The 24,837-nt window shown below is 49.7% G+C and carries 18 protein-coding genes; 8 read left to right on the top strand and 10 right to left on the bottom strand.

What is annotated here, in order from left to right; translation table 11 throughout:
• Window positions 1-62: 62 nt before the first annotated feature.
• Window positions 63-341, bottom strand: a complete 279-nt coding sequence (gene rpsO / locus U9S71_RS02510) for a 30S ribosomal protein S15 (RefSeq protein ID WP_326324988.1) — start codon at window positions 339-341, stop codon at window positions 63-65.
• A 160-nt stretch (window positions 342-501) separates the two neighbouring features.
• Window positions 502-729, bottom strand: coding sequence for a helix-turn-helix domain-containing protein (locus U9S71_RS02505; RefSeq protein ID WP_326324987.1), 228 nt, complete (start codon window positions 727-729; stop codon window positions 502-504).
• Between the two features lie 301 nt (window positions 730-1,030).
• Between U9S71_RS02505 and U9S71_RS02500 the strand changes: the two genes are divergently transcribed.
• Window positions 1,031-1,849 carry a sigma factor-like helix-turn-helix DNA-binding protein gene (locus U9S71_RS02500; RefSeq protein WP_326324986.1) on the top strand — a complete coding sequence of 273 codons (819 nt, stop codon included), beginning with the start codon at window positions 1,031-1,033 and terminating at the stop codon, window positions 1,847-1,849.
• A 2-nt stretch (window positions 1,850-1,851) separates the two neighbouring features.
• Complete coding sequence (locus tag U9S71_RS02495) at window positions 1,852-2,946, top strand: hypothetical protein (RefSeq protein WP_326324985.1); 1,095 nt, start codon at window positions 1,852-1,854, stop codon at window positions 2,944-2,946.
• 1,228 nt (window positions 2,947-4,174) lie between these two features.
• Here U9S71_RS02495 and U9S71_RS02490 read toward each other — a convergent pair.
• The 3 genes from U9S71_RS02490 to U9S71_RS02480 form a co-directional block, all read right to left on the bottom strand.
• Window positions 4,175-4,540 (bottom strand): PIN domain-containing protein, encoded by a 366-nt coding sequence (locus tag U9S71_RS02490; RefSeq protein ID WP_326324983.1) that lies wholly within the window; start codon window positions 4,538-4,540, stop codon window positions 4,175-4,177.
• Window positions 4,518-4,775, bottom strand: a complete 258-nt coding sequence (locus U9S71_RS02485) for a hypothetical protein (RefSeq protein WP_326324981.1) — start codon at window positions 4,773-4,775, stop codon at window positions 4,518-4,520. Before U9S71_RS02485 ends, U9S71_RS02490 begins: the two co-directional genes overlap by 23 nt.
• 107 nt (window positions 4,776-4,882) lie before the next feature.
• On the bottom strand, window positions 4,883-5,587 hold the full coding sequence (locus tag U9S71_RS02480; protein ID WP_326324980.1) for an Ig-like domain-containing protein: 705 nt from the start codon (window positions 5,585-5,587) through the stop codon (window positions 4,883-4,885).
• A 79-nt stretch (window positions 5,588-5,666) separates the two neighbouring features.
• On the opposite strand from U9S71_RS02480, the gene U9S71_RS02475 reads away from it, so the two are divergent.
• A complete protein-coding gene (locus U9S71_RS02475; protein WP_326324978.1) occupies window positions 5,667-6,653 on the top strand; it encodes a hypothetical protein in 987 nt (328 codons plus the stop codon).
• Between the two features lie 92 nt (window positions 6,654-6,745).
• Here U9S71_RS02475 and U9S71_RS02470 read toward each other — a convergent pair whose 3' ends face one another.
• Complete coding sequence (locus tag U9S71_RS02470; protein ID WP_326324977.1) at window positions 6,746-7,957, bottom strand: acyltransferase family protein; 1,212 nt, start codon at window positions 7,955-7,957, stop codon at window positions 6,746-6,748.
• 41 nt (window positions 7,958-7,998) lie between these two features.
• Window positions 7,999-8,757, bottom strand: a complete 759-nt coding sequence (locus U9S71_RS02465) for a class I SAM-dependent methyltransferase (RefSeq protein ID WP_326324976.1) — start codon at window positions 8,755-8,757, stop codon at window positions 7,999-8,001.
• A gap of 267 nt (window positions 8,758-9,024) precedes the next feature.
• On the opposite strand from U9S71_RS02465, the gene U9S71_RS02460 reads away from it, so the two are divergent.
• The 4 genes from U9S71_RS02460 (at window position 9,025) to U9S71_RS02445 (ending at window position 16,964) form a co-directional block, all read left to right on the top strand.
• The gene (locus U9S71_RS02460; protein ID WP_326324975.1) at window positions 9,025-10,263 is read left to right on the top strand and encodes an ROK family protein; all 1,239 of its coding nucleotides are present in this window, start codon (window positions 9,025-9,027) and stop codon (window positions 10,261-10,263) included.
• 104 nt (window positions 10,264-10,367) lie between these two features.
• Entirely contained in the window at window positions 10,368-13,667 is a 3,300-nt protein-coding gene (locus U9S71_RS02455; RefSeq protein WP_326324974.1) for a SusC/RagA family TonB-linked outer membrane protein, read from the top strand.
• A gap of 11 nt (window positions 13,668-13,678) precedes the next feature.
• Window positions 13,679-15,262, top strand: a complete 1,584-nt coding sequence (locus U9S71_RS02450) for a SusD/RagB family nutrient-binding outer membrane lipoprotein (RefSeq protein ID WP_326324972.1) — start codon at window positions 13,679-13,681, stop codon at window positions 15,260-15,262.
• Window positions 15,263-15,371: 109 nt separating this feature from the next.
• On the top strand, window positions 15,372-16,964 hold the full coding sequence (locus tag U9S71_RS02445; RefSeq protein WP_326324970.1) for a M81 family metallopeptidase: 1,593 nt from the start codon (window positions 15,372-15,374) through the stop codon (window positions 16,962-16,964).
• A gap of 292 nt (window positions 16,965-17,256) precedes the next feature.
• Here U9S71_RS02445 and U9S71_RS02440 read toward each other — a convergent pair whose 3' ends face one another.
• On the bottom strand, window positions 17,257-19,041 hold the full coding sequence (locus U9S71_RS02440; RefSeq protein WP_326324968.1) for an aminopeptidase P family protein: 1,785 nt from the start codon (window positions 19,039-19,041) through the stop codon (window positions 17,257-17,259).
• A gap of 63 nt (window positions 19,042-19,104) precedes the next feature.
• On the opposite strand from U9S71_RS02440, the gene U9S71_RS02435 reads away from it, so the two are divergent.
• Complete coding sequence (locus U9S71_RS02435; protein ID WP_326324966.1) at window positions 19,105-19,683, top strand: DUF937 domain-containing protein; 579 nt, start codon at window positions 19,105-19,107, stop codon at window positions 19,681-19,683.
• A gap of 60 nt (window positions 19,684-19,743) precedes the next feature.
• Here the strand turns inward: U9S71_RS02435 and U9S71_RS02430 are convergent, their stop codons facing one another.
• Together U9S71_RS02430 and U9S71_RS02425 are read right to left on the bottom strand one after the other, a co-directional pair.
• Complete coding sequence (locus U9S71_RS02430; RefSeq protein ID WP_326324965.1) at window positions 19,744-21,480, bottom strand: hypothetical protein; 1,737 nt, start codon at window positions 21,478-21,480, stop codon at window positions 19,744-19,746.
• Between the two features lie 37 nt (window positions 21,481-21,517).
• Window positions 21,518-24,751 (bottom strand): glycosyl hydrolase, encoded by a 3,234-nt coding sequence (locus U9S71_RS02425; RefSeq protein WP_326324963.1) that lies wholly within the window; start codon window positions 24,749-24,751, stop codon window positions 21,518-21,520.
• Between the last annotated feature and the right edge of the window lie 86 nt (window positions 24,752-24,837).

Here is a 24,837-nt window from a genome sequence, read left to right as displayed (position 1 = left end):
GGCCAACAAAAAAGCCACCCGATAATTGTCGGATGGCTTGTCGTTAAAAGTTTTACCTCGTCTTATTTGATGATGTCGCGCAGACCCAATGCCTTGATGATGGCACGGTAGCGTGTGATGTCCTTGTGGAAAAGGTATTTCAACAAAGCCCGGCGCTTACCGACCAGCTTCTGCAATGAACGCTGGGTTGCGAAATCTTTCCGGTTCGATTTCAGGTGCCCTGTGAGGTGGGCAATCCGCTTGGTAAATAAAGCCACCTGTCCTTCCGCAGAACCGGTGTTTGTGGCATTTCCTGCAAATTCAGCGAAAATGTCTGTTTTGTACTCTTTACTTAAATACATTACTTGAATAATATTAAAGCGTAAATAAAAAATTAATTAACGGCCGCAAAGGTACGTCAATTTTGCATACAGTGCAAATCAGCTTTTCTTTTTGCTTTTTTGCTTTTTTGCAATTTGCCGTTTGCACTTTGCTACTTAATCCTTCCGCTGATCCCTGTTCCTATTTATTAAACTCAAAAAAATCAGCAATCGACACATCGAGCGCCTCAGCCAGCACATATATCTGATAGGCCGATGGATTCACCCGACCCTTTTCCATGCGGCTGATCGCTTGGAAATCTTTATCAATCAATGCCCCCAATTCCATCTGCGTAAGTCCGCGGTGCTCTCTAAGCGCCCGGATACGTTGTCCCAGCTTGGTTTTGAACGTTTGGATATCTGCTGCCATTCGGCCAAACACGGGAAATGTTTGAAATTCATGCTAAACACATTTGTTTAATAAAAATAAATCCCTATCTTTGTTTTACCAAAGAGAACCAAGTTATAGCACAACATGAATAAGCGACCAAACGATCCATCAAAAGCGTACCGGCATTTCCGGAGGCTGTTAGCTACCGTAAAATGTTCGCCTGGATAGTACACCTCATTATTTAGTTAAATCAAACACCAGGAGCTTAAGCTCTCCATGGCGATTCAATGTTGCTATAGGGGAACTATTTTTGAAAATTCCGAAACCCAAAACCGTTATTATGTTGAAAACCAATTACCAAACACAAAAAGGCACCAATGAAGCATTCCATCGTTTCAAGGCCGGCAATGAAGCGGGGCTGAATTATTTCTATCACGCATATTACGACTACTACGAGTGGCGGGCCGAGCGATTCGTCAAGGACGACGTTGTCGGCAATGCCATTGCACAGGAGGGGTTTCTGCGTCTGTGGCTCATGCGCGACATCATACGCGATGTAGCGCACCTGCACGAGTTCCTTGGCCACCAACTCCGCGAAGCAGGTATGTCGTACTACCGGAAGAACCTCAACCGTTTCCACCGCAGCATGCTGCGGCTGGATGGCATCGAGGACTTCCAAGAATTTATGCTGGGTTATGAACTGGAAGATGAAGCCGAGGAGGACGCCGTATACCTTGAACAATTGGAAGCGGAAAAACACCGGCAGCTGGAGCAGGTCAACCGGCTGTTGCCCAACCTGACCGACCAGCAGCAGCTATTTCTCCGGCTGTGTCTACGGTACAGCTTTAATTACGAACGGATAGCCTATCACCTCGGCGGCATCTCGGATTACGAGGTGGCCCAGCGCGTGGAGCAATGCATCGCCAACCTGAAAGCTGCACTCGCGGACACCTCCAAGCTGGACGGCGCCACACGCACTAAGCCGCTCATCACCGAAGGCATGCTCACGGAAGAGCAGGCGCAGGTGCTGGCCATGCGGTACGACCTGCAATATTCCTTTGAGGAAATCGCCGCGGCGCTGCAACTCGACGACACACGGGTGAAGTCGCTGTTTGTGCAGGCCTATGCTGTCATTAATAAAGCAAAGCAATCGGCCTGACCATGGAAAAGAAAACCATCATCCTGACGCGGAAAATACAGGTGTACGTGGACTGCGAAGACAAAGCGCAGAAAGATGCGCACTACAAGCAGCTGTATGAATGGCAGTTTCTAGCTTTTCAGGCGGCCAACCTCATTTTTACGAACCTGTATGTGCAGGATAGGGTGAAGGATCTGATTTACTTTACCGATGAGGTGAAGGTGAAGCTAGCCGACCGTGCCAAGGATGAGGAGGGCATCCTCAATACCTCGCGGATGAATACCACCTACCGCGTGCTATCCAGCAAGCTACTGGGTAAGATGCCATCTGAAATCTTTTCCAACCTGAACAATGCGCTTACGAGCGTATACAGCACCGAGCGCACCGCCTATTGGAAGGGGGAGAAATCGTTACGCAACTACAAACGCAGCATCCCGCTGCCCTTTTCGGGCAAGTCGTTGAAATTCGTGGCCGACGAGAAGCACCGCGAATTCCGGTTTACGTTGTTCAAAATCCCATTCAAGACCTACCTCGGCAAGGACAAAACGGATAAGCGCGTGTTGATACAGCGCAACATTGCAGGAACGCTGAAGCTCTGTGCCAGTTCACTGAAAATCGACAAGGGCAAGCTGTACCTGCTGGCAGCGTTTGAGATGGAGCGCGACGAGCATCAGCTGAAGGACTCAGTCATTGCCGAGGCGTCGCTTTCCATCGAGCACCCCATTGTGGTGGCCGTGGGGAAGGCGCAGTTCCAAATCGGCAACAAGGAGGAATTTCTACACCGAAGGCTGGCCATACAGGCTGCACGGCACCGCCTGCAACGCGGGTCTACGTACAACCGATCCGGCAAGGGCCGCCAGCGCAAGCTGAAAAGCCTGACCGACTGGGATGCGAAAGAAAAGCAGTATGTCGACAGTCGGCTGCATTTGTACAGTAGGCGGCTGATTGACCTGTGCGTGAAGTCGGAAGCGGGAACACTGCTATTGGTCAACCAGCAGCAAAAAGAAGAAGTGGCTAAGGAGGAGGAGTTCCTGCTCCGCAACTGGAGCTATTATGGGTTAAAGGAAAAGATTGCGTACAAGGCGAAGAAAGCCGGGATTAATGTGATTGAGGAATAGGCTAACACGAAGTTCTTTGAAATCTCGATTATAGTGGCTGAGCTATAATGGTGACTGGAAAGACGCTCGAAATGAGCGAAAATGCGAAGCATTCATGAATGCCGATGAAAGCAAACGCTAAATGAATAACCACAGTTTACTAAAGGTAAATGAGCATTTTGCGAATGAGTGCAACGCGGCCAGATACCATTAGAGACAGACACTCAGAGGCTGCTTGTACAGCCGTAGGGTGAGGCCGGATTGGCACTCACTGAATACTTTTTTATTTTTTACCTCACTTTGCAGACGGCATTTTGAAAGGTGTACAACTACCGAATAACGATTTGCTCGTCTTGAGAACGTTATTAATCCCATTTTGAAAGATATATACAACGTTTGATTTTGTGTAAGAAACTGGTGTTACTAGCCCCATTCAGCGGTATATACAACAATAGGCGATAAAGTAAATAAAAAGCATCCAGGGTGTTACTAACCCCTTCTTGATTTGAAACGCCTATTGTCTAGCGTCTATGTTACTAACGCCACTGTGAAAGGTATATCCAACCTGTTAAGTGCACTGGACAGCATTGTTACGGGTGTTAATAGCCCTAATTTGAAGGTATATGCAATCGACCCTCCTACAGATTGCCGTGTATACGGGGTAGGGGGGTACTGATCCCTTGTTGGAAGTGTACACAACTTAATGTCATCAATGCTAAATTCGGTTTGGTGTTATTAACCCATTTTGAAAGGTATATATAACATAAAGCCGCTATTACTGATTGGGCTTTCTGTGTTACCAACCCCATTTGAAAGGTATATACAACTTGGTCCGTCGGTTTTCGAAACTACGCTGATGTCACTAACCCCATTTTGAAAGGTATATGCAACTCGTAAAGGAGTTTGTCAGGGACGGCGCCAGGGGTGTTATTAACTCATTTTGAAGGTATATACAACTATATAGCCTGCTTGCTATTGAGTACACTGTCCGTTATTGATTCCATTTTGAAAGGTATATGCAACCTTGGTAGCTGTCTTTCTGCATTGCATTAGGGTGTCGCAACCTACAATTTGAAAGATATATGGTTTTGAGACATCAAACACTAGACATCAGAAGAAGCTCGGTTTGAGTACCCCATTTTGAAAGATATATACAACTCGCTTTGCCAATAGATGTAATTTCTACAGGATGTTACAAACCCTATTTGAAAGATATTAACCTTTTCGCCCGGAATATTCGACTTGTTAATTAAATAATAGTTAGGTCCTTTAATCGACTGAAATGCTTGCGGTTAAGCGAAGCACAAGGCACTCCCAAAGACACAGCTGTAGAAGCTATGAATAAGTCTGCAATGGCAATTTGGTTTTTGGATACTTTTAATTGATTGTTAAGGCCTACCGCAATTTCGGCAATTGACGAGTCAAGGGGAATCACGGGAATCTCTTTTAAAAGATATGCCCAAAACGGCAATTGGTCATCTTTTGCACCGACGTAAATCTCAAATTCAGTGATAACTGAAATAACAAACCCTTCGTAATAATCGGTCAATTCATATAGACGGGTTCTGGTTTTGTCTTTCTTCCGGAAATAATCAATGAGAATAGATGTATCCAAAAGGATTAGGATTCCGCCATTGATTGATGGATTTTCGGGCTTCTGCAATAGATGCAAGTTGTTCCTTTTCAAAAACTGGTCCACTTAGCAACAATTCTTTAAGTGCCTTATTGGACCGAACCGCTGAGGTTACTGGTTTATCCAGTTCCTTTTTCAGTAAAGCCAATTGACTGTCCGGCAAACTTCTAATTGCAGACAGCAGTTCATTGAAACCTAACTTTACATTTAATTCCATAGAAACAAATTTATGAATATTGATTCCGATTCACAAAATTTTCAAACCTATTTGGGAGCGCAGTATGAATAAACAGATGATGGTGATGGGCATTTTTGCCGTTCACGTCAATACACGAAAGACGGGTAATAGGGCAAGTATGACACCGGGAAAGAAGGTGAATTGCTGGCATTTACCTCCACCTCGATATGGATAGTTTTGTCCCGATCGGCAAAAATAACCGTGTGAAATCCAGCCTGCTCGCAAACGTACCGTTCTTTGTAAAAGTTAATTAACTTTTCACGTAGCTCGGGTGTTTCTCTATACTGTAGGAAAACACCTTTAAGTTTGTCTTCCTCAAATCGATAACCAAGATAAAGGATATCTGCTGCGTAATCGTAGTATTCAAGCCAGTCTGAAGGAGAATAGCCATCCGTTTTCCTTGTCTCGTACTCCTGCACCTGCTGCATAGTGGACCCCATGATCACCAATGGTTCATGGAGAAAATCATACCGCGGCATGACGGTCACGCTGCACGATACGGTTTGCCCCTGATAGACGCCGGTGATTACCGTGCTCCCGATGATCCCCGCTCTAAGCATCCCGTCGAAATCTACCGTACCGGTCATCTCGTCTGTCGATGTCCACTGGATCGATTCGGCAGGCACGGTCTGGCCGCCCTGTTTGACGGTAAGCTGAAACCGGTCATCGTAATAAAGTCCCAACTCCGAGCGGTTTATTTCCAGTTGCGGTAAATCTTCTTTTTTACAACCGGAAACGGCTAATAGCAGCAGAAGCAGGAAAGAGAAAGGGCGGCGAATGGCATGAAACATAAGCTTATTTTGTGACGTTGCAATATACAAAACTTTCGGTTTGTTTTTGTATTTTTGGAACGAGCCTTTATAACTGAACATGCGTATAGAAATTATAGGGACGTTGCTCGTCTCGATCCTGGTAGCGACGGCCTGCAAAAAGAGTAAAGAATTGCTAACTCCTGAACCTCAGGATAATCTCTTGGTGAAAAGGATAGTAACCGTTTTACAAGAACGGGAGGTGACGGATCCGTTTACTAGCAAAGAGGAACTGGTTTTTGCTTATGATGATTCGAATAGGCTAATCACGATGAGTAATAAGACCATCCATCAGTTTACAGACCGCACGGAGACGATGGAGCGCGGACACACTGATTTCATTTATGATCAGGAGGGAAAGCCGATCAGGCGTGATTATTACGGTGTCCAAGATGTTTTGGGGTGGTATGACGAGCTGGCCTACGGCGACCACGATCTGCCCACGGAGGTATCGTCTTACAGTTTAGAATGGGATCCCATAGCTGAGAAACGGTTTTTCCAGCTGAGCAGATACGACCAATATGCATACAACACGCAGGGCAGGCTCGTCGAACGCATAACGCACCAACGGGTTCGTACTGGAAATGAGCTGCCGATGATGACACCGGTGTTGCGGGCATTGGTTGACTACGATGAAGAAGGAAATATCCGATCGACAACCGTGTATCCATTGGTGGAAATGTATGGAACGCCCGGCAAACCGTCGGCGATGGAAGAATATCGGTACGGTGCCGGCAGTCATGCACCCCTATATTTTGGCCTTGCACATTCCCCATTTTATGGCTCGGGGAGCGGTATCTATTTTGCCTATAGCGCAACGCCCGTGATACGGCAAAAGACAACATCATATCATGAACCTCAAGGGTTTGACCCCACTTATGGGACGCGTGATTTCACCATAGATGTAGGGAAGCACGGTTATCCCGAAACCATCAGAGAAGTATATGTCAGGGATGCATATCTTCGGCCTTCCGGTGTCGAGGCCCCAGTGCTCGTATCGGAACGTGGAATACGGGTCAGCACGATCGAGTATATCAGCAAACGATAGTATAAACGTCTTATGATAAACTCGGCCAACCTACCGGAGTAATTTACCCGTGCTCCGTGCGCGCCCGTATACGAAGCAGACACGACGCATCGTCACACCTTAATATAAATCCTCTTCCTATCCAACACGTAACAAATACCCCAACACATGGCCAAAAATGCCAGCGCATAGCAAAACGACCCCACCTCGGGCGGCCCGGGCAGCTGCGCACAGACCTTGGTATAGAACCACCGGAGCGGTGTCGTATAACGCGTTCCGCCCGAGTCGTCAACCCCCATCGGGATGCGGATCAATCCCAGCAACCGTGGCAACACCCCACTTAATACAAAAATGAACAAGGGATTCTTGCCGAAGACATCGAAGAACCGGGTCAGCCAGTTCCGCATACCCAGCACCTCGATAAACCAGATCATCACCCCGATGGTGAATAGCGCAAGTCCGCTGGTATATAGCACGTACGAGCTGGTCCATATCTTCTTATTGATCGGGAACTCCAATCCCCAAAACAGCCCCAATAAGGCCAGTAGTGCCGCCATGACCAATAGACCCGCCAGCATCTTATAAAGCGGTTCGGCCGATGCCTGCAACCGCGGCCACAGCCAGCTCACCTGGCCTTGTGCTCGGATATACCGCCCGGTGAGGTAACCCACCACCACCTGCACGATGGCTGGCAGCGTACTCATCAATCCTTCGGGATCAAACGGCACACCCTCACCCCGATACAGGTGGGCAACACCCAACACATCCTTATCCACCGCCGTACCGAACCAGCCTGCCAAGCTATACGGGTCGGCACCACCAAACACCACGCACAACAGCCAATATCCCAATAACAACACCGCAGAAACGATGATGACCCATTTTTCCTTCAGGTAGTACACGATGATGGACGCAAAACAGTAGGCCAGCGCAATACGCTGCAGCACGCCGAAGATACGGATGCCCCGCTCGGGGTCATCGGGGTTCACCCAATGTTTGAGCGCCAGCGCCTCCCCCTCCCAACGCACGAAAGGCCACCAGTTGAGCAACAGCCCGATGCCGAATATCAACGCCGTCCGCTTCAATACTTTTTTCCAAAAAGCGCCATCGCCCGCTTCCCGCAGCCTGGGCATTACAAAAGCCATCGCGTTACCTACGGCAAACAGGAAAAACGGAAATACCAGGTCAGTTGGCGTAACCCCGTGCCATTCAGCATGGCCCAACGGCGAAAAAAGGTGCGACCAGCTACCGGGGTTGTTCACCAAGATCATCAGGGCCACCGTAGCCCCGCGGAACACATCAAGTGAATAATAACGTTTGTTCATTTTATTTTGGTTATCTGTTTTCGATTAATGAAATCGACCAATCAAATCATTCCCACAAACAGCCGCGTTTTGTACGACAACGGCACCTTTCCCTTTCGTTGGTGAGCCTGAAACAACGCCTCCAACGCGGCCGTCATTTCAGGTAGTACAGGCGACGCCTCATCCGGCAAAAACGAATAAGAGAGTGTACGGCCGAGCAACTGCGGATAAGTGAGCGAATCGACATGCCGGAAAACACGGTACTGTGGCCGTAGCGGAGCGAAAAAGGAGCGCACATCGGCCGTATTCATTTTGCGTTGGCTTACCTGCAGGTAGTCCGTGGCATAGGTGCGCACAAATGACTCGTAACCGGCCTCGAAAGCGCTGCGCGTATTCCGCAGGTTCCATACAACGGCCACATACGGTGCGTTACGGCCTGCACGCTCGAATTCAGCCCGTGTTTTGGCCAGATCGAACCAATGAAAGGCCTGAGCCGAAACAAACAAGTCGACCGAATTGTCGGGCAACCCCGTCGCTTCGGCAGTACCATCCAGGAATATACACCGCTCGCACCCACCCAACCGGCGGTGTGCCAAACTGCGCATATAGGAATTAGGCTCTACCACGTAGAGCCGACTGCCCCACGTGGTGATCAGCTCCGTGAAGATACCCGTACCTGCGGCAATATCGGCAATACCCAAATCGGGTGTGATGGGAATGGTCTCACGAAGAAACTCAATGAGTGCCTGCGGATAGCCAGGCCGGAATTTGTCGTAGTTCTCGGCACGATCTGAAAACCGCTGTATACTATCCTGCTGCATGGGCAATTCGATCTCGAACTGAATAAGTTTTTGATTGGTTATGAGTTATCTCAAGGGGAGTAAAAGTAGGTAAATCGATTGATAAACAGAGCCACCTATGTACAAATTCGATCCATCTCGTCTGTAAATTACAGAACATTAAAATTAAAATCATTGATTAACAATAATATACGTCATCTTAATGCTTTTTTTTAATAAGTTTTGCAAAACTAGTTATCCATTTTATTAAGTTTGCATTAGTTATTACATTATAACCAGTTATAGCAAGTGAAGATTCGTCAAGACCATTTAAAGAAAGCCATATTCAAGCTACTTTACTACAATGGGGCACTCTCCGTCGCGGAGTTGAGTATGCATACGAATAAAAGCGTACCCAACATTACCAGTGTGATGGGCGGATTGCTGAACGACGGCTACGCGGTAGAACATGGCTTAGCGCCCTCCACCGGGGGCCGGCGGGCGGTGACATACCGGCTTAACAAAAAAATAAAGGCCTATTTCATGGCCGTTGCGATGGACCAGTTCATCACACGGATTGTCGTTTATAATTTAGCGAAAGAAGCAGTACACCCCGAAACGGCTTTTTCTCTACCGCTGCAAGATAACCCAGAGGCTTTCCAGCAATTATGTGTAGCGATTGACCGGTACATCACCTCCGCAAATATCAAACGTGAAAGCATCATCGGAGCGGGCATCGCCATGCCTGGGTTTATCGATGTGGAAAAAGGGGTAAACGCTTCCTTTTTTACCGACGATGAGCATACAGGCCTACGTGATCGCCTCACTCACCGGTTGGGCTTGCCGGTATATATCGAAAACGACTCCAGCGCTATCGCCATCGCCGAATTGCATTTCGGATCGGCCAAAGGTTTGCGAGATGTAATGGTGGTTAACATGGGCTGGGGAATCGGGCTGGGGATGATTGTCAACGGGAGCCTATTCAGAGGGCATAACGGCTATGCAGGCGAATTCAGCCACATCCCGCTCTCACACAGCAACAAACTTTGCTCCTGTGGCAAACGCGGGTGCATGGAGGTAGATGCTTCGTTGCTCGTTGCCGTGGAAAACGCGAAGCAGGCGATAGCCGAAGGCAATACATCGAGTTTGGAACGGCTTTTCGCTGCGCCTACCAAATCCGAGGGCGACCATTTGATTGACGCAGCCCGCAAGGGCGACCAACTGGCGATCACCGCAATTTCCGATGCGGCGTTCATGATGGGCAAAGGCATCGCCACGCTTATCCATATCATGAACCCCGAGCGTATCGTGTTGAGCGGTCGGGGCGCGGCCATAGGCAAATTGCTTCTTCCGCCGGTACAGCGTGCCATTAATGAGTTCTGCATTCCCAAACTCGTAGAGCATACCACCGTGGTGGTTTCCGATCTGGGGTATGAGGCGGAGTTACTTGGAGCCGTCAGTTTGATCATAGAAAATAGTACGCCGCATCAATTGATGAAATCCAATTTACATGGAAAACCACAAATTGTAACCAAATTAATATCCTGATTTATTAAATACGATGAATTGAAATTTAACGGAATTCTGTAATCTTTTTTTAACCAAACAAATAAACAACACACAACATGAGAATTTTGTACAAAAAGTTATGCATGGCAATCGTGATTACCTTATGCACGATGATCACCGCTCATGCACAGCAAACGGTCACCGGGGTGGTGACGGATGCAAGCGGCCCGGTGCCCGGGGTAACTGTCGCCATTCAGGGCAGTACACGCGGAACCCAAACCGACGCGGATGGGCGTTATTCTCTCCAAGCATCGCAGGGCGAAACGATGGTATTCTCCATCATTGGGTATACACGGCAGACCGTCACCGTTGGCGGTTCTGCTATTATTAACGTAACACTAGAAGAAGATGCCGGCCAATTGGATGAAGTCGTGGTTACCGCACTGGGTATTCAGCGTGCCCCCAAGGAATTGGGATATGCGATGAGCACGGTGAAAGCTGAAGAACTTACCAAGACCGGTAGTCCGAATTTTGCAGGTGCACTGTATGGTAAAGCGCCCGGAGTGCGAATTTCGGCCGCACCAGGTGGGGCCACTTCCGGAATCAACATCAATATCCGGGGAACGAACTCCATCACCGGCAATTCGCAGCCACTGGTGATCATTGACGGTGTTCCCATGAGACAAAACTCGTTCAACAATTCGGATTATTGGGGCGACCAACGTGCACGCGGGAATGGATTAGAAGATCTCAACCCCGAAGATATCGAATCCATCAGCGTATTAAAAGGAGCATCTGCAGCAGCACTATACGGATCTGAAGCCATGAACGGCGTGGTACTAGTAACGACCAAATCCGGTAAAGGGGCAGAAGGGTTCTCCATCGACTTTAATGCCACCTATACCAATGACCGAATTGCTTATCTTCCGAGGTTCCAAGATGTAAGAGGCCCGGGTTACAACATCGCTTATCAAGACGATGATCAAGCAGAAGACATGTTTTATTACTATGGGAGTGATCAAGCAATTAACGGCGTAACACGGGGGCTATTGGGCGCAACGATTAATTTCGGACCCAAGTTTGATGGAGAGGATGTCATCTCGTGGGACGGCAAAGTCAGGCCTTACGTTGCTCAAAAGGCATATGATAAATTCTTCAATAACCCTAACAACACGATCTTCAATCTCGCTGTCGGAAATTCCACGGCTAATTCAAACACCCGCTTTTCCTTGACCCGCCAAGACAACGAGATGACGTCATTGGACTCCTACAATAAAAGGAACATCGCCAATCTTAATTCATCACTGAGGTTGTGGGACAACCTAACCACCGATATCGTGGTGAATTACGTCAACCAACACACCCATAACAGGCCATTCATGACCGACAGGCTAATCAACAACTTCACCGGGATGATATCCACATTTGATAATCCCGAGTGGTATCTCAATAAGTATCAGACCAGCTTGGGTTATAAATACGTGACGGGGACAAACCAAAGCCTTACTCCAGAGGAGAATATCCGCTATAACGGCTTCAAAGCCGACGTAGGCGACTTTATATGGAACACTAAAGCCCGGCAATACGACGAATATTCAAACCGGTTGATCGGATCGGTCACCAACACATGGCAGGTATTCAGCGACCTTTCTATCCGTGCTCGTTTCTCCGCCGACATTACCTCCCAAAAGACGGAAGACAAAGAACCCAATACAATCCCGCTACAATTCGGCAATAGCGGCTACTTCGGCCTAGGAACACAAAATGCCAACATCTATTATACGGACCTTTTGGCTAATTACAAGAAACAGATCAACCAAGACATTGCTATCGGCGCCATGTTGGGATACACAGCTACCAGAAGTATCGACACATATGTTCAGCGAGAAACGGCGACCGGATTAAGTGTAAGGAATTGGTACGACATCAATGCGTCTGTCAATACCATAGGTGGTAATTCACGATACAACTACCGACGGAACATGCTTCGGGACGCGGTATTTGGAGCATTGAATTTTAACTTAAAAGAATTTTGGTTTGTCGAAGGCACTATCCGCCGCGAGCGCATTTCAACGATGCACCCCGACAACAATGTACTCTATTACCCTTCTGTCAACTCAAGTTTGATATTAAGTGATGCTTTTGAGATGCCCGATGCATTCGATTATGCAAAACTCAGGGCCTCATGGGGTATCGTAGGTAATTATCCAGACATTTATAAAAGCGCCCTCAGCTACACGCAACAAACAATGGGTGTACAAACCCTGGGTGGGGCCGCAGTAATCTACAACACCGTGCCCACATCTGGCTTCGGAAATGAAAATATCCAACCTGAGCGTAAGCAGGAAGTCGAGTTCGGTTTGGAAACCAGGTTATTTAATAACCGGTTAGGCTTCGATATTACGTATTACAACGGCCGTATCGAAAACCAGATCCTTGACTATACGTTGCCAATTTCCATGGGATCACGTTCAATATTGGCCAATGTAGGTACGCTACGGAATAAGGGCTGGGAATTTGCCTTCACTGGATCACCGATTCGAAACGACAACTTCCAATGGGATGCGATATTGAATGTTGGTATGAACCAAAACATCGTCGAAGAGTTACCCGGAGGGGTCCAGGAGTTACTTCACCGCGATTACGACGGCCAAGCTGCCCAACTCGTATCGAAGGTGGGCCAACCGATGGGAGACATCATGGTTCATCCCGTCGCAACCGATGCAAATGGCAATAAAATTGTCCAAGACAATGGGTTATATCAGTTAGATGCCGACAGCTGGATTAAAGCGGGTAATGCAATGCCCAAAGCAACCGGTGGATTCATCAATACCTTTGCTTACAAAAACTTCACCTTGGACGCACTGCTCGATTTCAGATGGGGTGGGCACGTGATGCCTACCGGGATTTACTGGATGGTTAGCCGTGGCTTGCTCGAAGAAAGCTTAAACTACATGGATGCCGAACATGGCGGCTTGAGTTACTACATCAATGATGGAAAAGGCGTAGCCCACACTGGCCAAACCGGGCCGGGCGGCGAACCCGTCTATCATGACGGCATGTTAATGGAAGGGGTACTAGCGGATGGAACACCAAACGACAATATTATTTCCCAAGCGGTGTACTACAATAGTACATACAATTGGGGGGGGCCACAATACAGCAGCTCGCGTTATGAATTGTATGTACAGAAGAACAATTACATTAAGATGCGGGAACTTTCAATTGGGTATAGGCTACCCGCCAGCATCGCGGCCAAATTGGGAGCGAAAAATCTTCAGCTATCGGCCTTCGGCCGGAACCTCTTCTTTATTTACCGCAGCATCAAAGATTTGGACCCCGAGCAAATGACGGGCGGATCGAACTGGGTTAACCAAGTCTCAAATGCAGGAACGAGTCCTGCTACCAAAACTTATGGTTTAATGCTACGTGCTAGCTTCTAAATTAACAGAAAATGAAAAGATATCTAATATTCATGGGGTTATCAGTCGCCTCAATAATCTACACTACTTCCTGTCAAAAAAGTGCGTTTGACGACTATTACCGTGATCCCTCTAAAGTAACTGAAGCAACCGTTGAACGGCAGTTTTCGGGCATGATTTACAGTTATCGCCAACTCATTGTGCCTGAATACGGGAATATATTCGTTACCCTAAGGCCAACCATTTTCAGGTACCTGCATATTTCGGGTTGGATCAATGAAGCGAACCACTTGGTACCTGGAGGCGCAGCGATAGAAGACCGTTGGACACGCTACTACGAAGGGCTTGCGCAATTTAAGGAGCTTGAGAACATCTATAACAAATCAGTGGCTGTAGAGCAGGAAGAAAAACGCATATTCTACTTGGCGGCAAAGGTGCTCTTTTACGACCAAACGCAACAGACCGTTGATTTACATGGCGATATTCCGTGGAGCGAAGCGGGTTTGTTGAGTACTAATAATAGCGACTATCATTCGTCATACCCCGCCTATGATCGTGCGCAGGATATTTATACTACCATGCTTGACGATCTCAAAACCATTAGCGAGGAATTACGAACCATTTCCCTAAGCCCAGCGATGGTCGACCGCTTTAGCACCCAAGATGTAATTAATGGTGGCGATGTTGAATTATGGGAGAAATATTGTAATTCACTTCGGGTCAGAATGTTGATGCGTGTATCGGAAAATTCGGAATTTGCTTCAAGAGCAACCCAAGAGCTAGCAGAAATCATCAATAATCCTTCAAACTACCCCATGATCAACACGAATGAGGAAAATGCCCAGCTGGAAATCTATAGTATCGACGATAACAGCATCCAAACGAAAGGTATCCGTGGCGCGTTTGAGGCCGAGGGCTGGTATGCCAACTTGGCAAGCAAGCGAATGATTGACCATATGATTGAGAATGGCGACCCTCGTTTACCTTTCATTTTTGAGCCAGGCGCTGAAGCGGATGGTGATTTTATTGGGCTAGACCAATCCTTATCGAGCTCCGAACAATCGAACTTGGCAAGGGGCGGCACAATATCCATTTTCAACCGCTCCACCATCTCCCGCAACGAATACTTTATGGGCGTGCTGTTTTCCGCAACAGAAGCAAATTTATTGCTCGCGGAATACTACCAAAAGAATGGCAATTCCGCAGCTGCAAAGACTGCTTTTACTAATGCGGTTAATGCATCCGTAGATCTATATCGCGACATCCGTGCCGCAAGTGCTGATAATACGGTGCCTGCGGCACCAGACCCCACCCAAGCGCAAAAGAACGCGTATTTGGCAAACTTGGATTGGGACGGAAATGCCAACAAAACCCAGCTGATCGCAACCCAGAAATGGATTCATTTCGGCATCATCCAAACGGTCCAGGCATGGTCGGAAATCCGCCGACTTGATTACCCTACGTTTGACTTCCGGGTCCAGAATTCTGATATCCAGAAAACTGTCCCTGTCAAATTCAATTTACCGCCGTCTGAAAGCACTTACAACAGTGAAAACTACAATGCAGTACGTGACCAAGACAATGTAAATACCAAACTCTTCTGGGACGTCAATTAGCTACTTGCCCAAACACACCATCAGAAAAGCCACTTCCGGGTGGCTTTTCTTCATCTAGCGGCATTGTGATACGTTTAATAACAGCTGAACGTCCATAAAACCAAAAACAATGAAAATACGCCTCATTATCCAATTGATTTTCGCAACCATCGCAACCTCCGTAGTGGCAGGTTGCCAAAACGCCGGCAATGCATCCAAAAAGCCCAGAATTGCCATTGCCGGGCTCGCCATCGAGTCGAGCACATTCTCGCCAGCCACCACCGATACGGCGGCATTCCATCCACGGCGGGGAGACGAAATCTTTAACTATTATCCGTTCTTCCGCGACGGTTCCGCGCTCCGAGATGCAGCCGAATGGGTGCCGACACTTACGGGAAAAGCCATCCCGGGCGGAGCCGTAACCCCCGAGGCTTACGAAGCATTGGTAAATGAAATGCTGGACTCGTTAAAGAAACATGTGCCCTATGACGGCCTATTTTTCGACATCCATGGGGCGATGAGTGTCGTCGGCCTCGACGATGCCGAAGGCGACCTCATTACGCGCATTCGCGAGGTGGTGGGGCCCGAAACCATTATTTCGACCAGCATGGACCTGCATGGCCATGTAACCGAACGGCTCGCCGCCTACTCGGACCTGATTACCTGTTACCGATTAGCACCCCATGAAGACGCCATGGAAACCAAGCAACGGGCCGCACAGAATCTTGTGGATAGGTTGATAGCCGGTACCGGAAAGCCTGCATATAAAGCATGGGTCTCTATCCCGATTCTCCTGCCCGGCGAACAAACCAGTACACGTATCGAACCGGGAAAAAGCCTCTATGCCGCCGTTGAACCTGCTGCCGCTCAGGAAGGTGTGGTAGACGCCGCCATTTGGATGGGGTATCCGTGGGCCGACGAACCGCGCAACCACGGATATGTTATGGCCGTTGGCGATGACAGCACCAAGGTGAAGGCAACCGCTGAAATGCTGGCGGAAAAATTCTGGCAGTCGCGCCACGGCTTTGACTTTGTAGCACCTACGACGACCTTGGGAAATGCGCTGGATATGGCCATAAATAGCGACAAAAAACCCTTTATCATCAGCGACATGGGCGATAACCCTACGGCGGGCGGTGCGGGAGACGTGACCAAAACATTAATGGACGTATTGGCGCATAAGGCGTTTAAGTCGCCAAATGGCCCCTCCTTTATCTATGCTTCGCTGCCGGGGCCCGACCTGGTAGAAAAAGCCTTAGCGGCAGGCGTAGGAAACCCCGTGGAGGGCATGGTGGGAGCCCTTGTAGACAACCGGTTTGCGCCACCGTTGAGATTAGCGGGTACTGTACATACCATCAAATCCGGCGATCGGGATGCAGAAGTAGAAGTCGTCGTAAAGGTCGACAACAACTACATCATCGTAACCAAAAAACGTAAGCCCTACCACCACGAAAAGGATTTTACAGACCTCGACCTCAACCCACGGGAGGCTGATATCCTGATGGTGAAAATCGGATACCTCGTGCCCGAACTCTATGACATGCGCGGCGATTGGGTGATGGCACTCACCGTTGGCGGCGTAGACCAGAATTTACAAGGATTGCCGTACAAACGCATCAAACGCCCCATGTACCCGCTTGATAAAGACATGGCCGATCCGGATCTGTCGGCACGATTCATCCCGTTATCGCACGAATACAGACCGGATGCTAAACAGAATTAGCATAATCATAGGCATGAAAATTAACCGGCACCTTGCAAAAAAACTGCTAGGGTGTGCCGCCGCATTTTAAAAAAAATCGGAATTTAACACTTTTTAACTAGGAGAAATTGAATTTTAGTTTTATGTTTGTATCAGTAATCAACCGTTAGCGCGGCGATTCCGTTGTTTATACAGAAAAAAAGCAGTTACGGCCAACAAGGCCAATAAAGATTTTGGTTTGTTTTAATAGGTAGGAAGAAGCTGGTTACCGCCCGGTAACCAGCTCTTCCATTTTTTATGGCCTACCGCAAAGCTAAATCGCCATCGTCTTTTTTAGCAACCATTGCTGCTCCTGCTCCTCCAAATGAGATGCCAATAAATCATAAAGCCTCGCATGGTAATTGTTCAACCATACGATATGTTTATTGTCGAGGAGCGATGGATCGACCAACTGCGTATCGATGTAACAAAGTGTTAATGTTTCGAAGGCCAGGAAGGAACCAAACGGGCTATCGGCATGGTCAACACTCAATACGAGGTTCTCGATACGGATACCATAGGCGTTTTCGCGATACAAACCAGGCTCCACCGATGTAATCATCCCCGCCTCAATGGCCACATCTACGGCCGCGCCGTTGAGCACATGCGGACCTTCATGCACGTTGAGGAAGAACCCGACGCCATGCCCCGTGCCGTGGCCATAATTGCGCAGTTCGTCCCACAGCGGCTTCCGTGTAACGGCATCGATCTGGTAACCCCGGGTCCCCCGGGGAAAGACGGTCATACTGCCCTCAATCATTCCCTTGAGCACCAGCGTGTAGTCCGTCCGTTCTTCCGCCGTCGTATGGCCTAATGACACCACCCTGGTAATATCCGTGGTGCCGGTACGGTATTGCCCGCCCGAATCGACCAACAGCAGCCCTTCGGGCTTTAATTCACTATTACTGGCTTCCGTTGCCTTGTAATGGGGCAATGCGCCATGGGCACGGTACCCCGCAATGGTATCGAAGCTTTCGCCCACAAAGCCGTCCTGCTCGGCGCGGAACTGCCGTAGCCGCTCGGCCAGCGATATTTCGGTGATCGGCTCCTTACCAATGGTTTCTTCTAACCATTTGAAAAACCGGGTGAGCGCCACTCCGTCTTTCACCATAGTTTCGCGGACATGCGAAACCTCCACGTCGTTTTTCACCGCTTTGAAATGCGTAGCTGGGTTAATATCTTCCTGCACCTCGGGCAGTAGCGTATTGTATATACGGCTGCATGTACGCCGCGGGTCGAGCAAAAACGTCTTGCCCCGCAATTTGGCCAGGCGGGCATCCACTTGTGTATAATCCACCGTTTCCACGCCCGACGCACGAAGCGATACGTGGTCCTGCCGGGATAGCTTCGCTGGGTCGATAAACAACGTCGCATGATCGGGGGTGACCAGCACAAACGCGAGGGCAACCGGATTGCAAACCACATCGCTGCCCCGCATGTTCAGCAACCAGGCGATATCATCTAACGATGAGATGAAATGAGCATCGGCATGACGCTTCCGCATGTCCGCACGCAACCGTGCGAGCTTGGAGGCGGTAGACTCACCGGTAATCGACTCATCAAGGAGGTACGCAGGATTTTCCGGCAGTGAAGGCCGATCTTGCCACAACGGCGCCAGCAGATCCACATCTTCCAATAAGGCCACCCCAGCGACGAGCAGGGGCTTCTGAACGGCGGCAGCCGACGATGCCGGCATCAACCAACCGTCGAACGCCACGGTAGCCCCGGTGGGCAAATTGGCGGCCAACCAATCGGCATATTCTGCCGCATGCTGCACATTCAGCTTTACCAATTCATATCCGCTGCCCGCTAGTTGTTCGCGGGCCTGCACAAAATACCGCGAGTCGGTCCAAAGGCCGGCAAACGATTGGGTAATGGCCAACGTACCGGCAGAACCCGTGAACCCCGATGCCCAGGCGATGCATTTATAGCGGTCGGGCAGGTATTCGCTAATATGCGGATCGGACGATGGAATGATATACGCGTCGATATGTGCTTCCTCCATCATGCTGCGGATGGCAGTCAATTTCTCTGTGTAGGTCATTTGTTTCACTTTCATGGCTGGCAAGTTACGAAATATCAAAAAATACGTACATTAGGGCCAACAAATAATAAATAGATTATGGATAATATTTTAGAACTGCTCAACGGCAGCCTTGGTAAGGAAGTCGTTGATGGCATCACGCGAAAGACCGACGCTTCGGCCGAGCAAACACAGGCGGTGGTTTCAACTGCGCTACCCACATTGTTGGGTGCACTGAAAAATAATGCAAGCAGCGGCGATGCACAAGGCATCTTGAATGCCCTCGGCTCCAAACACGATGGAAGCATCCTAGATAATCTTTCGGGCTTTTTAGGAAATGACGACACCTCTGATGGAAACGGGATATTGGGTCACGTGCTCGGCAATAAGCGGGGTGCCGTCGAACAGGCTATCAGCGGAAAAACCGGTGTCTCATCCGGCACGGTTTCTAAAATCATGGCCATGCTGGCGCCCATCGTGATGGGTTACCTGGGCAAGCAGAGCCGCACCAACAACGTGAGCGACGGTGGCGGATTAAGCGATATGCTCGGTGGCATGCTGGGCGGCCAGTCGGGTGGCGGCAATATATTGGGTGGCTTGCTCGACCAAAATGGCGACGGCAAACTCGGTGTTGACGATGTGGGCGGCTTACTGGGCGGTCTCTTTGGCAAGAAATAACCAAATGAGAAGGTGTCTACCCTCCCTTTTTAGACACCTTCTCTACATCTTCTTATTGATTTAGAACCTGGCCCACACCGTAAACCGCCCGCCCGGTGCAGCGTCGCCGTTGATATACCAATCAATTGGATCTGCTTGCTGCATGTTATCAGACCACTTGAATTCCAAATCGCCGATCGACGACAGGCCCAACGCCTTAAGCGGAATTTCCATCATCAGCCGGTTGCCCACAAGGTGATACGTCACCTCTTCCGTAGGCTGCCAACTCCCGTTCTTGAATTGCTCCAGCTGATTACCCTGTACCACACGGAAATCGAAGCCATTCCATCCCGATTGAACCGATTGGTCGGTGTTCAGCCACAACGTCATCCAATCGCCTGCAGCAACCGCGGTGATATCATTTACCGTACTTACATAGAAATGCAAGGACGATTTACTGGCTGCTATTTTCAGGGTATCCAAGTCATTCCGTCCCGTTTGATTATCGTAGATCACCTTTGGCTCGGACTGGGCACCGGGGTGGTGGCGATGCACGACGTCGCCCACATAATCAACATAGCATGGATCGATTTCATCCCAGTCGGACCAGCTCGTCACTTTTTGCTTCCTCACCTTATTCACGGGCACCTTCTCCGTACCCTTATAGCGTCGGATGTTCGCTACGGTCTGCATGTAATAAAGATCACGGAGGTCGCTTGTCCAAGCCGGCTCGATGTCCCGGCTATACTCGTCGTTGGCTTGATCCACAAAATGGGCATGCTCGAGGTTGCCACTCGTACGCCGCCATTTACCGGCTATCCACTCGTTCCAGCCTGTAATAAACACAAAAGGCACATCTTGTTTCAACGCAAAATCCCATTGTTCCTGAATGTTGTACCCGTACAGTATGTCGGTTTTCGGATTCCCGGGCGAGCCGTTTCGGTAACTCCGCCCCCAGTTGCCCGTGGCACCGTAAAATGCAGATCCGCCCATCGACGCGTCCAGATTGGGATGCTGGGCCGTGGAAACATTTACAATCTCCCTTTCCCCTTTGTGATTGATATATACCTTTTGGGGGCGCTGGAATTCAATCCACGGCCATCCGTCTACCTTCGCGGGCTCATTGGGCCATTGCGACTCCCTGATGGTGAAGAAGTCCGCATAGTCGCGCCCTTCGGCCTGTGCCGATAAGCCGATAATCAGCGGCTTCCCTTCCAGGTAATACCAGCACTCGGGATAACGGTACGGGGCACCGTCTTTATAGTGGTTGTCGTATATTTCCTGCATAGCGTCGCCCGATTTCGTATTGGTGTAAAAAACCAGCTTCGGTGGTTGTTTGCCTTGCTTCCTCACGGTTTCCATCGCCTGCATCAACACATTAACCTCGTGTGTGTAGGTAATCCGATTCGTGGCATCTAAAACCAAAAAATCCACCTGAGCATCCGTGAGCAGCTGTATGTTTTTCAAGTGGACCCAATAGTCGTCCCCCCGGTAATAACCGTAGATAGACTCGCCCCAGAAGTAATACTTCCCAGGTTTGCCGGCACCCCCGCCCCAACCCGGGTGGTCGAAGTCTTCAAGTACTTCGGGGGTCTCCGTTTGCAGCTTGGTGAGGTCCCACACACGCTCCGACGTTGACGAGGCCGTGTGGCCTTGCCAGAGGAAGTAAAACATACCCACCTGCCGGTTCGCTTTGGGCCCACCCGTTTCCTTATACTGTGGCAATACCCTGCCCAAGTCGTCAACCCCGGCAAAAGGCTGGGCAATTGCACCTAAACCACATGCCAAAAAAATCGATAAACTGAAATATTTCTTCATAATCTAACTAAATTTTTTCCTTTCTAACAGGACATGTTTACTGATGATATATGTCGAGTGTCACCGGTCCCAGCAATCCCGAACGATGCAAGGGGCTTTCGGCGGTATACGGGTTTACGATGGTCCAAGTAGAACGTTGGTCTGCGGGAAGTCGCAAATCACCGATCAGGCGATTCGCCCAGGTGTTGACTACCTTAATCTCTACCGTATTATCCCCGTCTTGCAACGCGTCCGTGATATCCACGCGATAAGGTGGTGTCCACACGCCGCCCACGTCCTGACCGTTCACTTTTACCTTGGCCAAAGCCACGACACTGCCCAGATCGAGGTAAATCCGGTTACTGTCTGCCAATGGCACGGCAGGCAGGTCTTTCGTGTAATACGCACTGCCCGAAAAATAAGCCACGGCGGTATCCGGCTGTGCGGCCCAATCTACCAATGTATCAAACTGGCGCGTAAATGTCGTAGAATCGGGCTTCATGAAGGTAACTTGCCACCCTCCCGATACCGGCACCTCTTCTGCCACATCGGGGAAATTCTGACCGTTTGCAGGCGTCCCCGATTTGCGGAAAATGATAAATGCACTCTCGTAGGCGTCCAATTCCAATGGTACGGTGGTACCATTTCCGTCTTGGTGGTACTCCGGTAAGTCCCGGAGCGTGCCATGCACTGCATCCCACAGTTCGGGCTGCTTATCTGTTATACGGAACGTGGGTGTTATCGCTATCTTCGTATCCTGCTGGTTGGAGACAAAGTAAATATCGCCGTCGGGCAAGGTACGGTGGATAAAGACGACCGGATCATTTTCTTCCAAGGCTACATCGGGAGCCACACCAGCCTTGTTTAATACGCCCTTCATATCCAGCCCACTGAGCACCAATCCCTTGCCATAGACATGTGCCGTTGTCTGCTTGCCGTCGATATCGCCCCACAGCTTATCGGCCATTTCACGGACCTCTTGGTCGGCACGACCGTAATCAGCCAAACTGGGCGACCGTGTTGGTCTCGGGCCGAGGATGATGCCGCCGGCTTCCACCAGCTGCTCGATTTTACGCAATACTTCCGGGCGCATGGTTTCCAGCTTTGGGAGTACCAGTACCCGGTACGACAAGCCATCGGGCAGCGTGAACCGGCCGTCTTTCATGGTCAACCGGTTCAATATCACCTCCGCATTGATGTAGTCGAACGAATACCCTTTGGGCAGGGCCGGGTCTTGCACACCGGTCATCTTAGGGACATCTTCTCCGATGAAATAAGCTACATCGGCTACATACCGCCCCTGTTGGAGCATGTAGTTACAACGTTTCAGGTAATCGATGAAGCCATCCATATCGTCGTACCACGTATTCAGGCGGTTGAACTCATTGCCAAACCACGCATTCACGCCCGGCAATTTACCCTCATACGGTTGATGGATATACACATGCAGCAGGGTGTTGTTGATGCCCTCTGCAAAAAAGCGGTCGCCACGTTGTTTAAACATGGCCGGGTAGCGGCCAAACGTATTGCCACCGGCGGTAAACGATTCTGCGGACACCTTATTTTTTCCGTAAATATGGGCAGCGGAAGAAGCTGCACGGTTTTCGATGTCGCCCAGCTCGCCCTCACTCCAAAACTCACCACTGATTTCGTCCGACTGCCCTCCATACTGGAGGAACTCGCCAGGGAAGCCCCAATGGCCATAGTTTTCGAGCCATATCGTCAGGCCATGCTTGTGGCTCACGTCGCGCAGACCACCAACGTATTCGTAAGCGACTTTGTCGGCAACGAAGCGCCGTACATCCCATAAGAAGCGATCAGATTGATCCTGGCTACCCACCACATAGCCATAAAATGCAGGAATATAAGGCGTGGGATCATAGCCAAAAGCATCCTTGAACTTTTTCACAAACCCATCCGTCCAGTTCTGTCCACCGGTTTCGTAGCTATCCTGTACCGCCACTTTGAATGTCTTTCGGTCTTCTGCCGGTACCCGCTGGAGAATTTCGCCGAGGAAGGCGTCAAAATGTTTGAGCACATGCTCGTGGTTCATCTTATCCACTTCCAATCCACGGCCCTCGGGGCTGGCCGGGCCATTGGTTACGCCTGTGGGTACCATGCCCGTTTGCAAGACCAACCACTCGCCCTGTGGAATATCCCACGACAAGACGCCACTGCTGTCTACACGATCCGTGAGATCGAGTACGCTATCCGGCGAAATGGTATATCCGGCATCTTCCGGCTCCACCTGTGGCTCCCACTGGTAGTCGTGCCAGTAGGGTAGCGGCGTGGGGTGCATGCGCGCCAGTGATTTTTCTTTGAAGCGCTCCACCCGGGGTGTAGCAGTGAGTTTCACCTCAGCGATGCCCGCATCACCCCTCACGTTATCCACCACTACGCGGAATACACGACCGGTGGTGGCCTCGAACGAAACTGACACGGGCGCATATTGCTCAAAGCCAACACTCAACATATTATTGGTACGATCAATATCAAACGAGCGTACCGTACGGAAAGTGCCATTCTCTTCTACTTCCAAGGTTACGCCCACGCCCATATTCCGCTGCGCTGGAACCACCGTTAAGCTACGGGCGGTAAACGGTTCATCCACCGAAAAAGTAAAGGTGGTCGACTTGCCTCCGGCGACCTTCACTTCCGTGCTGCGACTGTTATCCATCAGGTTCGCAAGCGATTGTCCATCTGTCGATTGTATATTCGGGTTAAAGTCGGCCAGGGAGGCCCCGTAACCTTTGGGCACGCGGAAGGCGAGCACATCCACACGCTGGAAATCACCTTCCGGTGCGGGCAACACGCCGTCGAATGACTTTCCGCCTTCAAGCAACGTATCTGCCGCTGCCAGGTAGCGCATCGCCTGATCGGGTTGCACCCATGGTCCGCCGGATTGGCTCCATCCCGGGCTGTTGAAAATACCGATATCAATACCAAGCTCCGTTGCCGTTTTCAGCGCGGTGTGGAGGATATCCCACCATTCGTCGGTAAACAGTTTCACCTTGCCATAGGATCCATCAGGCAAATCACCTAGCCCGATATTGCCGATGAACGCGCGGTTGATTCCTGCGCGTTTCATGGCATGCAGATCTTTTATAACCCCTTCTTTCGATAAGTTGTCGGAAATCCAATACCAGTAAACGGTGGTTTGTATGGAGTCGGGCGCTTCCGTAAACACGCTAGCCATCGTATGCCAGTCGGCCTGTTTCGTGCCGGGCGTACATGAAAGCGCCAACCATGCACCTATCGAAATACCCAAAAGCGGTCGGAAAAAAGTCTTCATCAGCTTACTGTTAAGTTTACAGGTGCTAAAAAAAGCTTTTATTTCCAAACGGACATCCTGTACCTTCATGGTAATCCGGCGACAAC

The organism is Parapedobacter flavus, from assembly GCF_035818675.1.
In the GTDB taxonomy this organism is placed as follows: domain Bacteria; phylum Bacteroidota; class Bacteroidia; order Sphingobacteriales; family Sphingobacteriaceae; genus Parapedobacter; species Parapedobacter flavus.
The sequence above is the reverse complement of the archived record's forward strand: the minus strand, read 5'-3'. Positions and strand labels throughout refer to the sequence as shown.

Bases quoted from the DNA above. Each gene is read 5' to 3' on its own strand.
- U9S71_RS02440 (WP_326324968.1), bottom strand. From the start codon at position 19,041: ATGAAAGTGAAACAAATGACCTACACAGAGAAATTGACTGCCATCCGC.
- U9S71_RS02425 (WP_326324963.1), bottom strand. From the start codon at position 24,751: ATGAAGACTTTTTTCCGACCGCTTTTGGGTATTTCGATAGGTGCATGG.
- U9S71_RS02450 (WP_326324972.1), top strand. From the start codon at position 13,679: ATGAAAAGATATCTAATATTCATGGGGTTATCAGTCGCCTCAATAATC.
- U9S71_RS02445 (WP_326324970.1), top strand. From the start codon at position 15,372: ATGAAAATACGCCTCATTATCCAATTGATTTTCGCAACCATCGCAACC.
- U9S71_RS02475 (WP_326324978.1), top strand. From the start codon at position 5,667: ATGCGTATAGAAATTATAGGGACGTTGCTCGTCTCGATCCTGGTAGCG.
- U9S71_RS02500 (WP_326324986.1), top strand. From the start codon at position 1,031: ATGTTGAAAACCAATTACCAAACACAAAAAGGCACCAATGAAGCATTC.
- U9S71_RS02465 (WP_326324976.1), bottom strand. From the start codon at position 8,757: ATGCAGCAGGATAGTATACAGCGGTTTTCAGATCGTGCCGAGAACTAC.
- U9S71_RS02470 (WP_326324977.1), bottom strand. From the start codon at position 7,957: ATGAACAAACGTTATTATTCACTTGATGTGTTCCGCGGGGCTACGGTG.
- U9S71_RS02495 (WP_326324985.1), top strand. From the start codon at position 1,852: ATGGAAAAGAAAACCATCATCCTGACGCGGAAAATACAGGTGTACGTG.
- rpsO (WP_326324988.1), bottom strand. From the start codon at position 341: ATGTATTTAAGTAAAGAGTACAAAACAGACATTTTCGCTGAATTTGCA.
- U9S71_RS02485 (WP_326324981.1), bottom strand. From the start codon at position 4,775: ATGGAATTAAATGTAAAGTTAGGTTTCAATGAACTGCTGTCTGCAATT.
- U9S71_RS02435 (WP_326324966.1), top strand. From the start codon at position 19,105: ATGGATAATATTTTAGAACTGCTCAACGGCAGCCTTGGTAAGGAAGTC.
- U9S71_RS02480 (WP_326324980.1), bottom strand. From the start codon at position 5,587: ATGTTTCATGCCATTCGCCGCCCTTTCTCTTTCCTGCTTCTGCTGCTA.
- U9S71_RS02455 (WP_326324974.1), top strand. From the start codon at position 10,368: ATGGCAATCGTGATTACCTTATGCACGATGATCACCGCTCATGCACAG.
- U9S71_RS02505 (WP_326324987.1), bottom strand. From the start codon at position 729: ATGGCAGCAGATATCCAAACGTTCAAAACCAAGCTGGGACAACGTATC.
- U9S71_RS02430 (WP_326324965.1), bottom strand. From the start codon at position 21,480: ATGAAGAAATATTTCAGTTTATCGATTTTTTTGGCATGTGGTTTAGGT.